The sequence below is a fragment of the Deinococcus indicus genome (genome assembly GCF_002198095.1).
Lineage (GTDB): Bacteria > Deinococcota > Deinococci > Deinococcales > Deinococcaceae > Deinococcus > Deinococcus caeni.
The window spans coordinates 361,221-374,956 of sequence record NZ_NHMK01000009.1; the positions used below are offsets into that span (position 1 = coordinate 361,221).

The window sequence follows — 13,736 nt, forward strand, 5'->3', positions numbered from 1 at the left end:
GGATTGTCGGCGAAACAAACGGAATTCGTATGACCCCACGGCAACACAGAGGGCCGCCCAGGTGCAGACCGGGCGGCCCTCCGCGCTGCCTGCCGCCCAGGGGTCAGCGGCCCCCGATGCGGTAGGTGACGCCGAAACGGAATTTGGTGCCGCGGTCCGCGTCGCCGCTTTCCAGGCCCAGGCTGACGTTCGTGCGGGTGTTCAGGTTGTACCCGGCCTTGAAGCTGGGGCGGATGGACTGCAGGTTCAGGCCGTTCAGGGGCGTCGTGACCCGGAACGTGAAGCGGTTGTCCGGGGTGCTGTACGCCGCGTCGATCAGGCCGTTGCCGTTCAGGTCCACCTGATACTGCAGGTACAGGTCCCGCGTCAGGTACGACCCGAGCGTGATGGTGGCGCCCAGCGTGCCGTCCGCGTTCGACAGTTGCGGCGTCAGGCGGAACACGTCCAGCCCGAAGGCGGTGGCGAGGGTGCGTTCCAGTTCGCCCAGGATGAACACGTTCAGGGTGGTCTGCAGGGCGCTGCTGCCCAGCGCACCCAGGTTCAGGTTCGTCAGGTTCGGCACGCCCGTCGCCACCAGCGCGTACAGTTCCGCCTCGCTGTAGGGGGCGCCGGTGGTCGGGTCGGCGCAGTCCGGGCTGTCCTGCGTGCAGCGCAGCGTGGTCGTCAGGTCCAGGACGTTGCTGCCGTCCGTGCGGGTCGTGAACTCGCCCTTCAGGTTCAGCGTGACCGGTACCCGCTGGCGCAGGCTGTCCGCGCCGGCCGGGGTGGCCGTCACGAGGCCCGAGGCGCCGACGTCGAATTTCGGGTACAGGTTCTCGCCGCCGAACGTGACGACGCTGTCGTTCAGCGTGAACTCGTTCTCGCGCAGGTACACGAAGCCGCGCTGCGAGCGCAGTTCGCCGGTCAGGCGCGGGCGGGCGCCGCTGCCCGACACGAGCAGGTTGCCGGTGAATTCGGCCCGCACGAGGTTCTCGTCGATGCGGATACCGTTCGGCGCGCGGATGGGAATGTCGTCCAGCAACAGCCGTTCCAGGAAGGGCCGCGCCGGGCGTTCCTGCGCGTCCGTGACCGGCGCGGGGAAGGTCGTGAGGGCCTCGGGCAGCGGACTGACGAAGTTGTCGGTGGTGCGTCCGTTCCCGTCGTCGGCGGGACCGGCCTGACCGGGGGCGGGCAGGGTGGCCGGAGCGTTCACGCGGCCCAGGATCAGGCGCGTGAAGTCCGCCGCGCCGCTCACGCGGATGTTCGTGCCGTCGTCCACGGCGCGCAGGTCGGCGTTCACGGCGCTCTCGCGGCCGTAGATGATCGCCAGCGGCAGGTTGTAGTTGCGGGCCGTGAGCGTCAGGTCCCAGCGGGGTGCGAGGTCCCCGCTGAGCGTCAGGGTGCCGGGGCCGCTCGCGGCGGCGTTGCTGCGGCTCAGGCCACTCAGGGTCCAGCGGTCCTCCTGCTGGGCCAGCGTGACGGTCGTGTCGGGCAGCGCGCCCAGCACCTGCGGGGCCAGCAGGCCCGTGAAGTCCACGCGCGTGCCGCTCAGGCGGCCCAGCGTGAGCTGACCGGCCAGCGTCACGCGGCCGTCCGAGCCGACCGTGCCGCCGGTCCGGACGGTGCCGCCCCCGCTGAACGCGCCGCTGTCCGGCAGGTCCCCGGCGAACTGCGGCACCTGCACGCTCAGGCCCGCCACGGCGCCCGTCAGGTTCTGCGCGCGGATCAGGCCGCGCGGCCGCTCGTACGTGCCGGCGGCGCTGACGGTCAGGCTGCCCTTCAGGTTCGGGTCGAGGGCCGCGACACTGGGAATCAGCACCAGGGCCGGCGTGAAGGTGGTGTCCGTGAACTGCGCGCTCAGGTCCACGCGCTCACGGGTGTACTGTCCGCGCACGTCCCAGGTGCCGGCCCCGGCCAGCTGGATGTTCACGCCGCGCAACTCGCGGGCCGCGTACTCCAGCGTGCCGGTTCCGGTCAGGGTTTCCGTGACGGCCGATTCGCCCTCGCCGCTCGTGGCGCTCACGCGGATGCGTTCGGCGACCACGCTGACCCGCCCGGCCAGCGGGTCCGCCAGCGGGAAGCGGAAGCGGGCCGCGCCGGTCACGACGCCCTCGCCGGGACTGGTGCCCGCGAAGGCCCCCACGACCGCCCCGACCGGCAGGGCGCGCAGGGTGCCCTGCCCGAACACCTCGCCGCCGCCCAGGCCCGCCGTGAAGTCCGACTCGCCCAGGAAGCCGCGAATCCGCCAGTCGCCCGCCACCTGCGTGCCTTCCAGGCGGGCGGGCAGCACCTTCGGACCGACCTTCAGGGTATCGCTGCGGATCACGAAGGTGCCGCCCCCGTCGCGCAGGTTCGCCTCGCCGCTCACCCGGCCGGACAGGTCCGGGGCGATCTTCAGGTTGCGGATCTCCACGTTGTCCAGCAGCGCCCGCACCGAGTACCCGTCCCCGGTGGAACGCACTGCCAGCGGGCCTTCCAGCGCCGGCAGCAGGTCACCCAGGCCGCCGCTGGCGGTCACGGCCGCCTCGCCCATGGCGTTCACGCCGCGCAGGTCCGCGCGGAACGTCTGCCCGTCCAGGCGCAGCGTCCCGCCGAGCGTCAGGGCCTGCCCGGCGATGTCCAGCGGGTACCGGTCGGCGCTGACCTGTCCGGTCAGGCCGGCGGCGTCCGCGCGGACATCCAGTCCGATGGACCCCGGCCCGGCCCGCAGCGTGCCCGCCAGTTGCCCGGTCCAGTCCTGCCCGCCCTGCGCGGCCGTGAAGGTCAGGGTGCCGGCCGGCAGGTCGGCCGCGCCGCTCACCTGCGCCCGCCCGCCGCGCAGGGTCACGGCGGCGTTCAGGTTCCCGGCGAGCGGCAGGTCCAGGTACGGCACGCGGTACGGGCTGCTCAGGTCCGTCACGTTCAGCTGCGCCTGCCCGTCCAGCGTGCCGGTCTGCACGCGCCCGGACGCGGTCAGCAGGCCGCCCACGCCGCGCACGCCCAGCCGGCCCAGGTTCAGGCCCGGCAGGTCCGCTTCCAGCCCGGCGTCCCGCCAGCGCAGCGCGCCGTCCTTCAGGCCGTCCGAGACGGTCAGGTCCGCCGCGTTCAGGCCCACCACGCCCGAGGCGCGCCACTCGCCGCGCCGCACGCTGAGGGTCGCCTGCGGGTCCGTGACCGGCCCGCTGGGCGTGACGCTCAGGGACAGTTCCGGGCGGGTCAGGCTGGCCGCGCCCAGCAGCGTCCACACGCCGCCGCGCGGGCGCAATTCGATCACGCCGCTGGCCCGCGCGCCCGCACCGTCCACCAGTCGCAGCTGCGCGCCCTGCGCCGAGGCGACCACGCGCACCCCCGCGCCCAGCAGGCCACCCTCGCCCTGCACGAGCGGCGAGGCGAAACGGCCCCCGGCCGTCAGGACGAGCGGGCGGGTCAGGACCCCGGCTGGTCCCCCGGTCAGGCGGGCGGTGCCGTGCCAGCCGGTGGTGGGGTCGGCGCGCAGGTCCAGCGCCGCGCGCAGCGACTGCGGGCCGCCCAGCGCGCCGCTGAGGGTCAGGGCCCGCGCCGCGTACGTGGCCTGCACCTGCCCGTTCAGGGTGCCGGCGGCCCTGACGGTCAGGTCCGCGCGGCCGTCCAGCCGGGCCGTGCCGCTCATGTTCAGGTCACTGCCCGCCGCCGAGGCGCGCAGCCCGGCCAGGGTCAGGACGGAACCGTCCAGGGTGGCGACGGTGGCCTCGCCGCCCGCCGGGGCGGCCTGCGTGAGCGTGCCGCGCAGGCCATCCAGCGTGGCGCTCAGGGTGCCGCCCAGGTCGGCGAGGGTCACGCCGCCCGCCGACGCGCCGCGCGACTGCACGGTCGCGGCGACGGTGGGCGCGGCGACCGTGCCGCCCAGCGTGCCGCGCAGCGTCAGGTCGCCCGCGCCGCCCAGCAGCGGCAGCGGCGTCAGGGCCAGGGTGCCGCGCAGCGCCGGCACGAAACCGCTGCCGCCCGAGAGCGTCAGGTCCGCGCGCCCGAGCCGGCCGGCCCCCAGCGCGAACCCGCCGCGCCCGTCGCCGCTCAGGACCAGCGGGTCCGGCAGGCCCGCCACCCGTGCCTGCACGCGGCCCGACAGGTCCGGCCACACGCCGCTCAGGTCCAGGTCCGCGCGGCTGCCGCCGGACGTCACCGTGCCGTACACCCGCGCCCGCACCCGCCCGGCCGCGAGGTTCAGGTCGCGCGCCTCGGCGTACACGGTGCCCGAGGCGCCGCCGCGCAGGTCCACGCGGGCATTCAGGCTGGGCGAGGCCGCCCGGCCCGCCACGGTCACGCGCCCGTCGAGGGTGTCGGTCCGCAGGGTCAGGGTGCCCTGCGCGGCCGGGTCGGTCACGGCCCCGCGCAGCGTGAGGTCCGCGCCCAGCTCGCCGCGTCCCAGCGAGACGGCGTTCAGGTACGCGGTGTCCACGTCCCGCGCCGTGACGCGCAGCCCGCCGGGCAGCGCCCCGCTGGCCCGCAGCACGCCGCCGCGCAGGCTGCCGCTCAGGTCCGCGTCCAGCTGCCCACTGCCGGGCCGGTACGTGGCCCGGCCGTACAGGCTGAACGGTCCGCCCTGCGCCTGCTCGCCCCGAAGCGCGAGATTCCGGGCCGTGACCTCGGCGGGACCGCCGCTCAGGGTGCCGCGTGCGTCCAGGGTGCCGGTGGCCGTCAGGGCGTTCACGCCCAGGCCGGGCGGCAGCAGCCGCGCCAGCCGCAGCGGGGCCTGCGTGGTCCCGGCGCGCAGCGTCACGCGGTACGCGCCGCCCTCCAGCACCGCGCCGCCCGACACGCGCTCGCCGTTCAGGCGCACGCTGCCGTTCCCGGCGCGGTACGTAACACCGAGCTGGCCGCTCAGGTCGCCGCCCGTGTCGAGCAGGTCGCCGTTCAGGGTGGCAGTCAGGTCCGCCCAGGACCCGCCGCCCAGCGCCGCGCGGCCCGTGACGCTCAGCTGCTCCGCGCGGCCCCACAGCGCCCCCAGGTCCAGCCGTTGCAGGTCCAGGGTGCCGCCGGGCCGCAGCGGCAGGTCGGCCGGCAGCAGCCCGGTCAGGCGGGCCTGCCGCGCCCCGGTGCCCAGCAGCGCCGTGACCCGCAGTTGCCCGGCCGCGTCGCCGTCCAGGAAGGCGTCCAGTGGGCCGCCGGGCACGTCGCCCTGCACCCGCAGGTTCCCCGTGAAGCCCCGGCCGCTGCGCCAGCCGACCGGGCCGTTCAGGCGCAGTTCGTTCGTGCCGGCCAAGTAGGTGGTGTTCAGGGTCAGCGCGGCGTTCAGCAGACCCCCCAGCGGGCCGCCCAGCCGGCCGCGCAGGTCGCCCCGGACCGCGTTCCCGCTGAACGACGCGCGGTAGTCCGGCCCGAACAGCCGCGCCTGCACCTGCGACCCGGCGGCGCGCAGACCGGCCGCGTCCCCGCTCAGGCGGCCCTGCACGCGCAGGTCCGGCCGGGCTGGTGTGCCCAGCAGCTGCGCAGTGTACGTGCCGGGCAGCCAGTCGGTCAGGGTGGCCTTCGCGCTCAGGTTCAGGGTGGGCAGCAGCGTGCCGCCCAGACGGGCGCGGCCCTGCGCCAGCGTCAGGTCGGCCCCGCTGACGCTCAGGCGCCCCTGCGCGTAACGGGCCGGCACGCGGAAGGTCACGCCCGCCGCCTCGCCGTCCGCCTGCACGCGCAGGTCCGCCAGCGTGCCGTCCAGCGAGGCGCGCGCGCGGCCGTCCACGCCCGCCAGGGGGCGCAGGTCGGCGGCGCTCAGGCTGCCGGCCACGCGCCACGCGTTCAGGCCCGCGCCGCTGCCCTGCTGGCCGCGCAGGTTCAGGGCCGCGCCGGACACCGTGCCGGTCAGGGTCACGTTCGCCGCGCCGCGCAGGTCGCGGGCGGCGGCGTTCAGGTCCACCTCGCGCCCCTGGTACGTGCCGGCCACGCGCAGGTCCAGGGCCGTGTCGGCGCGGCCGGTCAGGGCGGCGCGCAGGCCATCCAGGGTCAGGGTCGCGTTCGCCTGCGGGTACAGCGGCCCGCGCAGCGTCAGGGCGGAGCCGGCCAGCGAACTGCTCAGGTTCGCGGACAGCTGCCCGCGTGAGAGCGTCACGCGGCCCTGCGCCCGCTGGGGCGGGTTGCCCGGTGCGCGCACGTCCACGTCGGCGCGGCCGCTGGCGCGGGCCAGCGGGTCGGGACCGGTCAGGTCCGGCAGGGACAGGGTCAGGGTCGCGCGGCCCGACGCGCCCGCCAGCACGGGCGTCAGCACCCGCGCGTCCAGCGCCGCGCCGCTCACGGTCAGCGCCCGCCCGTCGAAGCGCACCGGAAGGCGCGTGCCGGGGTGCGTCAGGGTGCCGCTGGCGCGCAGGCCGCCCGCCCAGTCCACGCGGGCGTTCAGGTCCAGCGGGTCACCCAGGTAACGGGTGCCGGTGGTGCCCAGCACCGCGCCGGTGGGGGAGAGGCTGGCCGTGAGCCGCCCCGCCACGACCTGCGCGCGCACGGCGGCGGGCAGCAGCGCCCGCACGGCCGTCAGGTCCGCGCTGACCGCGCCGCCCAGCGCCGGGAGGACCGTCACGCGGCCTGTCACCGGCCCGGTCGGGGCGACGCTCAGGCGCGTGTCCTCGCCCAGCACCCGCAGCGTGCCCGGCTGCCCGCCCAGTGCGTAACGGGCGCCCAGCGCACCGGACCACGCGCCGCTCCGGTAGGTCAGGCCGCCCACGCTCACGCGCGCCCCGGTCAGCGAGCCGGTCAGCGGGAACGACTGCGCTGGGACGCTCAGGGTCGCCCCCCCCGAGCCGTACGACTGGGCGTTCAGGGTCAGGGTGCCGCGCAGGTCCGCCACGCCCCCACCGGCCCGCGCCGTGAAGTACGGCCCGGTCACGCGCAGGTTCAGGTTCTCCAGCGTGGCGGGCAGCGTGACCTTCCCGGTCGCCAGGACCGTCTGCCCGGCCAGTTCCCCGCTGACCCGCAACTGCCCGTTCACGGCGCGGACGTCCAGCGGTCCGGCCTTCAGGGTGCCGTTCAGCACGCCGTTCACGGCGCTCAGGTCGCCGCGCAGGGTCTGGCCGCCCAGCGTCAGGCCCTGCGCCTGCACGTTCAGATTGTCGAAGCCCTGTAGCTGTACCTGCGCCCGCCCGCCCTGCGCGTCGGTCACAGTCACGTTCCCGCGCGGTTCCAGGCCGGTACCCTGCACGTTCCCGTCCACGAACAGGCCGCCGCCCAGCGGGCCGCTCACGTCCACGTCGTAGCGGCCGGCCGGCAGCGAGGCGGTGCCGCGCGCGCGCAGGCCCTCGCCGTCGGTCAGCAGCAGGTTCAGGTCGTCCCAGGGGCCGTTCAGGGTCACGGCGTACTGGTCGAGCACGCCGCTGGCGGCCACCGCGCCCCGGAACGTGCCGCCGGGACCGGGACCCCAGGTCGCGCGGCCCTGCACGCGCCCCGCCTGCCCGAAGGCCGTCAGCGCCTGCGCGCCGGTCACGCGGGCCAGTCCGGTCGCCGCGTCGTACGTGGCGTTCAGGTCCCCCCAGGTGCCGCTGGCGGTCAGGCGGGGGGTCAGGGTGCCGCTCAGGTTCACGCGCTGCGCGGGCAGCGTCACGCCGCCGAACGACAGCGGACCGGTCTGTCCGGTCACGCGCGCCCGCAGGTCCCCGTACCCCCCGGCCACGCCGAGGCTCAGGGTCTGCCCCTGCGCGCTCACGCGGCCCCGCGCCTGCACGTCCGGGTACACCCGGCCCGACAGCGCCGCCTGCGCGCCCGCGTACGCGACCCGCAGGTCGGCGTTCAGCGGGCCGCCCGCGCGGGTCAGGGTGCCGGTCACGGCCGCGCCCAGCGCCCCGGCATTCACGCGCGCCGAGCCGCCCTGCCCGGCCAGATTCAGGTCCAGCGTGCCGCTCAGGCCGTCCACGTTCACCAGGGGGCGCAGCGCCGCGAGGTTCACGCGGCCCGTGGCGTCCCAGCGGTCCCCGTCGATCACGCCGCGCGCCGTGTCCCCGGCGGTCGTCAGCGTGAAGCGCACGCCGTCGTCCACGCTCAGGACACCGCCGATGTCTGCGCCCTGCACCCGCGCCGTCGTCAGGTACGGCGCCTGAAGCTGCGTGTCGGCCAGCACGGTCACGCCGCCCGCCGAGCCGCGCAGGCTGGCGGACGTGCCGCGCGCCGTGGCGGTCAGGTTCACGCCCGCCCCGGTCGCCCGCAGCGTCCCGAAGGCCTTCAGGGCGGTGGTCACGGTCACGTCGCCGCTCAGGTCCAGGCCGCCGGTCACGGCCAGATTGCGCGCCTGCACGCCGAAACTGTCCCCGTTCCAGGTCAGGACCTGCGCGCCGCTGCGGAAGGTGCCGCGCTGCCGGGTGTAGTTCAGGTTCAGCGGCCCGGCCAGTGTATCGCGCACGCCCGGCACGGTCGCCTCCAGCTGCCCGGTCACGTCGCCGCCCGTCAGGTCCAGCCGCCCGCGCCCACTCAGGATGATCCCCGAGCCGCTCAGGCCCTGCGCCTGCCACGTTCCCCGGAACTCGCGGTTCAGGTCGATGCGCGCCGCGCCCAGGTCCACCCGCAGGCCCCGGTTGTCCAGCGCGCCGCTGCCGGACAGGCCCGTGAACGGCCCGGCCTGCGCGCCGCTGACGGTCGCCCGCAGGTCGTCCGGCGTGCCGCTGACCGCCACCCGCGCCTGCACGGCGCCGTAGGTGGGGTTCAGCACGGCGTTCAGTTTCACGCCGCTCAGGGCCAGCGTGCCGGACAGCGGGCCGCCCAGCCCCTCGCCGCTCAGGGTCAGGACGTTGCGCGCGTCGATGGTGGCGTCCACGTTCAGGGGTTTCTGCCCGAACGCCCCGGCCAGCGAGGCGCGACCCGCGCGGCCCAGCGCCCAGCGCCCTTCCAGCCGCTGATCCGACCCGGCCAGCGAGGTCACGGCGCTGAACGCCAGATCGTTCGTCTGCGTCGCCACGTTCCCGTCCTCGCTGAGGAAGGTGTACTCGGCGTTCGCGTCGCGGAAGCCCACCCCGGCGACCGTCCCCGCTCCCTGCGCGAAAGCCTTCACGCGCACGGTACTCCAGCCGCCCGCCGTGACCCGCAACTTCAGCGCGCCGTCCCCGGTCGTGCCGAGCGCCCCGGCCAGTCCCGCCACGGTCGGCGCGGCGTCCGCCGTGACCTGCCAGTTCTGCGCCTTCAGGTCCACGCCGCCCGTCGCGGTGACCGGGCCGTTCCAGCCGCGTCCCGCCAGTTGCAGGCGGATGTCGTCGCCCCGGTGCGTGGCGGTCCCGGCGATGCCGGTCACGGTCACGAAGTCCGCCTCCGGCACGCGCAGGCTGGCGTCCGTGACCTTCAGGTCACCGCGCACCGGCCCGCTGCCCAGCACGTACTGCCCACTGATCCGGCCGCCCGTCACGCCCGGCCAGTAGTGGTTCAGGACCCGCGCGTCCGCGTCGAGGTCCACCGTGAACACGTTGCCGTCCGGCCCCTCGGTCACGCGCAGGTCGGCGTTCAGTTCGCCCTCGCCGGTCGCGCCGCGCAGCCGCGTCCGCCCCTGCTCCTGCGTGACCCGGAACCGGCCGTCCGGCACGTTGATGCCGCGGCCGTCCACCGACACCTGCGAGTCCTGCACGTCCACGCCGGCCAGCACGACCTTCCAGCCGCCGCCGCCCCCGCCGCCACCCGGACCGCCCAGCAGGTCCGCGAGGTTCAGGCGCACGTCCGCGCCGCGCGCCGACACGTTCAGCCGCACCGTCCGCGCGAACGGATCGACCGACGCGACCGTCACGCCCACCGAACCGGCGCGGCCCGTCACGCCCGGCAGCTTCACCTGCGCGCCGCCCAGCGTCGGCGCCCACAGCGGCCCGCCCACCCGGTCGGCCGAGATCACGTCCCCACCGAACCGGGACAGCAGCGCGCCGCCCAGCAGGGCCGGCAGGAACGCCGCGACCAGCAGCAGCGCGCCCAGCACGCCCAGCACCCACGGCCAGCGGCGGCGGGTGGGCGGCGGGCCGCCGGGGGTCGGTTCCTCCGGTCCGGTCAGGTCCTCCGCTCGCCGGTCCTCACCCGTCACGGACGGACCCGGCCACGCCCGCCGGACGACGCGCCTGCCCCCACCTTCACACCCATCGTCGCTTCCAGCCGCATTCCCCGCATTCTACGCAGCCGGGCGTGAACGCCGCACCCACTCCATCCTCACGCAACCGTCAGAAAGCCACCCTTGCGGCGCGCCCGACCCGTTACCATGACCGCATGCGCCTGACCGCCCTCATCACCGGCACCGTGCAGGGCGTCGGCTACCGACGCTACGTGCAGCGCCACGCCCGCGACCTGAAGCTCGCCGGGTACGCCGAGAACCTCAGCGACGGCCGCGTCGAGATCGTCGCCGAGGGCGCCCGGCCCGAACTGGACCGCCTGCTGCACTGGCTGCGCCTCGGCCCGCCGCACGCCCAAGTCAGCGACGTGCAGACCAGCTACAGCGAACGCACCGGCCTGAACGACTTCCACGTGTACTGAACGTGCGGGGTGAGGCGCCCACCGGCCCACCCCGCACGTCCTGCGCCCCTGCTCAGCCCACGCGGCGGATGTCGCCCACCACGCGGTAGAAGCCCCCGGCGTCCACGAGGTCGTCCACGAGGTACGTGGCGCCCGCCTGGCGGAGGTTGCGGGGGAACTGCACGTTCCACGCGTGGTAGCCGGGGGTGGTGGGGCGCACGCGCAGGCGGGTGCCGTCACGCTCGCAGACCAGCCGCACGCCCTGGCCGCTGTCGGCAGTGACGGCCAGCTGCGTCAGGGGCGCACTGGCCTGCGCGGCCGCGGCGAGTTTCACGTCGCGGGGGGCGGGGGCCTCGCCACGCTGCGCGGCCTGGATCGCCTCGGGGCTGGCGTCCAGGGCGGCCAGAATGCCGCTGCTGGTCACGAGGTACAGCCGCCCGCCCGCGTACTGCATGCTCAGCGCGCCGCCCACCCCGCTGCCCAGTTTCCACAGGCGCTCGCCCGTGCGGGTGAAGCAGTACACGGCGCTGCCGCTGTCCCCGGCGAACACGTACTCGCCGCCGGGGCTGGTGGCGCAGGACAGCACGGCGGCGTCGCAGGCGTAGTCCTGCGCGTGCTCGCCCGCCTTCGTGAAGCGCTGGATCAGGTTCTGGGTGGTACCCGCGTACAGGTCCTGGCCGTCCTGCCAGCCGAACAGCACGCCGCCGCGCGTCTTTGCCTGCCACAGCGGGAGGCCGCTGGTGCGGTCGTACATGCCCACGCCGGTCGAGTGCCCGTAGTACACGCCCCCGTCGTCCACGCGGACCATCCAGCCCATCTTGCCGCCGGTGGCGACGTTCGCCCACTGCTGGTCGCTCTCGGCGTCGAAGGCGAACACGTTGCCGTTCCAGTCGCTGGCGGCCAGGGTGCCCGCGTGGATGTCCAGCCACAGCAGCGCCGAGCTGCCCTCGACCTCGTACGCCACGAAGGGCAGTTTGCCGCTCAGGTCGTACACGTTCCCGTCGTCGCAGCCGGCGAAGGTCCAGCGGTCGTCGCGCACGAGGCATTTCACGCCGTCGGGCAGGGTGAACGAGCGCTGCACCTCGCCGTCCGGGCTCAGGGCGTGCACCTGCCCGGCCTCGTTGCCCACCCAGACCTGATCGTCGTCCGCGAAGATGCCGAACGCGGTGGCTTTCGTGCTGAACTTCCACAGCAGCGGCGCGCCCCGGCGGGTGGTGGGGCGGGTCTCGGTGAAGGTGCGGCGCACGACCTCGCGTTTCTGGCGCACGCCCTGCACGGCGTCCTCGTAGCCCTTGCGGCGTTTTTCCTTCAGTTTCTTGTCGGCTTCCGCCTGGGCCTTCTCGGGGCTGGGGAAGGTCTTGCGTTGCGTCTGGCCGTCGGTGCCGATGCGGCCGTAGCGGACGGTCAGGTCGGCGCCGTCCACGGTCACCTCGTAGAACTTGTGCTCAGCTCCGTTCGGATCTGAATACTCCAGATATGTTACAGACATAATTCTATTGTAACTGACCTCTCGATGGGCAGGCAAGCGAATCCGAGCTGAGCCCCAACTGATACGGACTCCGATTGAATGGCCTGTAAAGCCCGTTCAATCGGAGCGGATGCGACTCGTAGAGGTGCTCCGCAGAGAAGGAGAGAAACGGGTTCCGGACGTGGAGCCGGCGATCCGGTGAAGTTCCGGATTGTTGGCGAAACGAACGGAATCCGTATGAGGCGCATGTCCACGGTTGAACAGGGAAGCCTGACGCGACCCTGGGCGATTTTCAGAATCCCGGCTTTCAACTGAAAATTGAAGTTCGCAGAATGAGGCCATGCCCGCCACACCCGACACCCGACACCCACCCGAGGCCCTGCACGTCACGACCCCCGCCCAGGCCGACGCCCTGATGGACTTCACGTACGGCGCACGCCTCCTCGAACAGTTCCTGACCCCCACCACCGCCAGCAGCGCCGCCTACGCCCTGAACGAGCCCGCCAACCGCGTCACCTACCACGTCTGCAAGCTGCGCGACTGCGGCCTGCTGCGCGTCGCCGGGCACCACGGCAAACGCGTGCAGTACGTCGCGGCCGCCCGCACCTTCCACGTCCCGCGCACCCTGGTCCAGCTCGACGAACCCCTGACCGTCATCGGCCCCGCCATGCGCGAGATCACCGCTGCCTACGCCCACGCCATCCTCGACTGGCAGACCCGTCAGGGCCACCCCGGCAGCGGGGACGACCTCACCATCCACCTGGGCCGCGGCGCGCCCGACACCCGCACCGACACCGGGGTTTTTGCGCCCGCCATGCGGATGCGCACCGTGCAACTCAGGCCGCAGCAGTACCGCGCCGCACAGGACGCCATCAACGACATCCTCGACCGCCTGAACACCGACGAACCGGGAGAGACCGAAGACACGCGCACGAGCACCTTCGTCCTCCTGACCTTCAAGGGCCAGCTCCACCTGACCTGATCACCGCCCGCCCCACCGTCACCCCCGACCGCCCCGGCAGCCGGCGGGACACCCCCTCATACCCCAAGCGAGGTTCCACCATGTTCCACGAACGCCACCAGCACGCCCTCGACCGTCAAGCCCAGCTGCTCCGCGAGGCTCAGGCCGACGGACTGGCCCGTACCCTGAGAGCCGCCCGACCGGCCCGCTGGCAGTTCCGGTGGCGCCTGACGCGCGTCACCCTTCACCTGCCCGTTCTGCAACGGGCCGGGTAGACCCACTGACCGCCCCGGCGAACGCCACGATCCGCCGCGCCGCCTCCTGCGGGTCCAGGCACGAGGTATCCAGCACCAGCGCGTCCGCCGGGGCGTCCATCACGCCGCCGCGTTCCATCAGGCCGCGCAGGATCAGCGGATCACGTAATTTCAGGCGCTCCCGCCGCTCCGGTTGATCCATCCGCGCCTCCAGTTCCGGCAGTGGGCACGTCAGCCACACCGGCACGAACGCCGCGCCCCGCTCGCGCGCCAGCGCGCGCAACTCGGCCACGACCTCCTCGCCTTCCTCCACGCGGCTCAGGTAGTTCGTCAGGATGTGCGACCGCGCAGGCGGGGATAGCCGCAGCGCCCGGAGGCCCACCTGCCGCACTTCCTCGGCCAGATCGAACAGTTCCGGCGGCACCGGGCTCACGCCGTCCACGCCGAACGCCGTGAACACCGGATCGTTGAACAGATGGTTGTCCAGCAGCGCCGCGCCCGTCAGGGCCGACAATTCTTTGCCGACCGTGCGTTTGCCGCTGCCGGGCGCGCCGACCAGATAGAACAGATGACTCATGCGCGCCAGCCTGCCACATGCGGGCCGGGCGTACATGCGCCCATTGGCCTGCCGAGACAGAAAACGGCGCCCCTGGTGGTCGGGGGCGCCGCAGAACCC

Annotated in this window: 5 protein-coding genes; 2 read left to right on the forward strand and 3 right to left on the reverse strand. The window is 74.4% G+C overall.

Features of this window, described 5'->3' with window-relative positions; all coding sequences use genetic code 11:
* Positions 1-103 precede the first annotated feature (103 nt).
* Positions 104-9,955 carry a translocation/assembly module TamB domain-containing protein gene (locus tag CBQ26_RS04300; protein WP_244897981.1) on the reverse strand — a complete coding sequence of 3,284 codons (9,852 nt, stop codon included), beginning with the start codon at positions 9,953-9,955 and terminating at the stop codon, positions 104-106.
* A 179-nt stretch (positions 9,956-10,134) separates the two neighbouring features.
* On the opposite strand from CBQ26_RS04300, the gene CBQ26_RS04305 reads away from it, so the two are divergent.
* On the forward strand, positions 10,135-10,398 hold the full coding sequence (locus CBQ26_RS04305) for an acylphosphatase (protein WP_088247328.1): 264 nt from the start codon (positions 10,135-10,137) through the stop codon (positions 10,396-10,398).
* A 52-nt stretch (positions 10,399-10,450) separates the two neighbouring features.
* Here CBQ26_RS04305 and CBQ26_RS04310 read toward each other — a convergent pair whose 3' ends face one another.
* Positions 10,451-11,866 (reverse strand): WGR domain-containing protein, encoded by a 1,416-nt coding sequence (locus CBQ26_RS04310; protein ID WP_088247329.1) that lies wholly within the window; start codon positions 11,864-11,866, stop codon positions 10,451-10,453.
* Between the two features lie 319 nt (positions 11,867-12,185).
* Here CBQ26_RS04310 and CBQ26_RS04315 point away from each other — a divergent pair, with 319 nt between their 5' ends.
* Positions 12,186-12,827 carry a hypothetical protein gene (locus CBQ26_RS04315; RefSeq protein WP_088247330.1) on the forward strand — a complete coding sequence of 214 codons (642 nt, stop codon included), beginning with the start codon at positions 12,186-12,188 and terminating at the stop codon, positions 12,825-12,827.
* Between the two features lie 216 nt (positions 12,828-13,043).
* On the opposite strand, the gene CBQ26_RS04320 is transcribed toward CBQ26_RS04315, so the two are convergent.
* Positions 13,044-13,637 (reverse strand): P-loop nucleotide/nucleoside kinase family protein, encoded by a 594-nt coding sequence (locus CBQ26_RS04320; RefSeq protein ID WP_088247331.1) that lies wholly within the window; start codon positions 13,635-13,637, stop codon positions 13,044-13,046.
* Positions 13,638-13,736 lie beyond the last annotated feature (99 nt).

Bases quoted from the DNA above. Each gene is read 5' to 3' on its own strand.
- CBQ26_RS04305 (WP_088247328.1), top strand. From the start codon at position 10,135: ATGCGCCTGACCGCCCTCATCACCGGCACCGTGCAGGGCGTCGGCTAC.
- CBQ26_RS04310 (WP_088247329.1), bottom strand. From the start codon at position 11,866: ATGTCTGTAACATATCTGGAGTATTCAGATCCGAACGGAGCTGAGCAC.
- CBQ26_RS04315 (WP_088247330.1), top strand. From the start codon at position 12,186: ATGCCCGCCACACCCGACACCCGACACCCACCCGAGGCCCTGCACGTC.
- CBQ26_RS04320 (WP_088247331.1), bottom strand. From the start codon at position 13,637: ATGAGTCATCTGTTCTATCTGGTCGGCGCGCCCGGCAGCGGCAAACGC.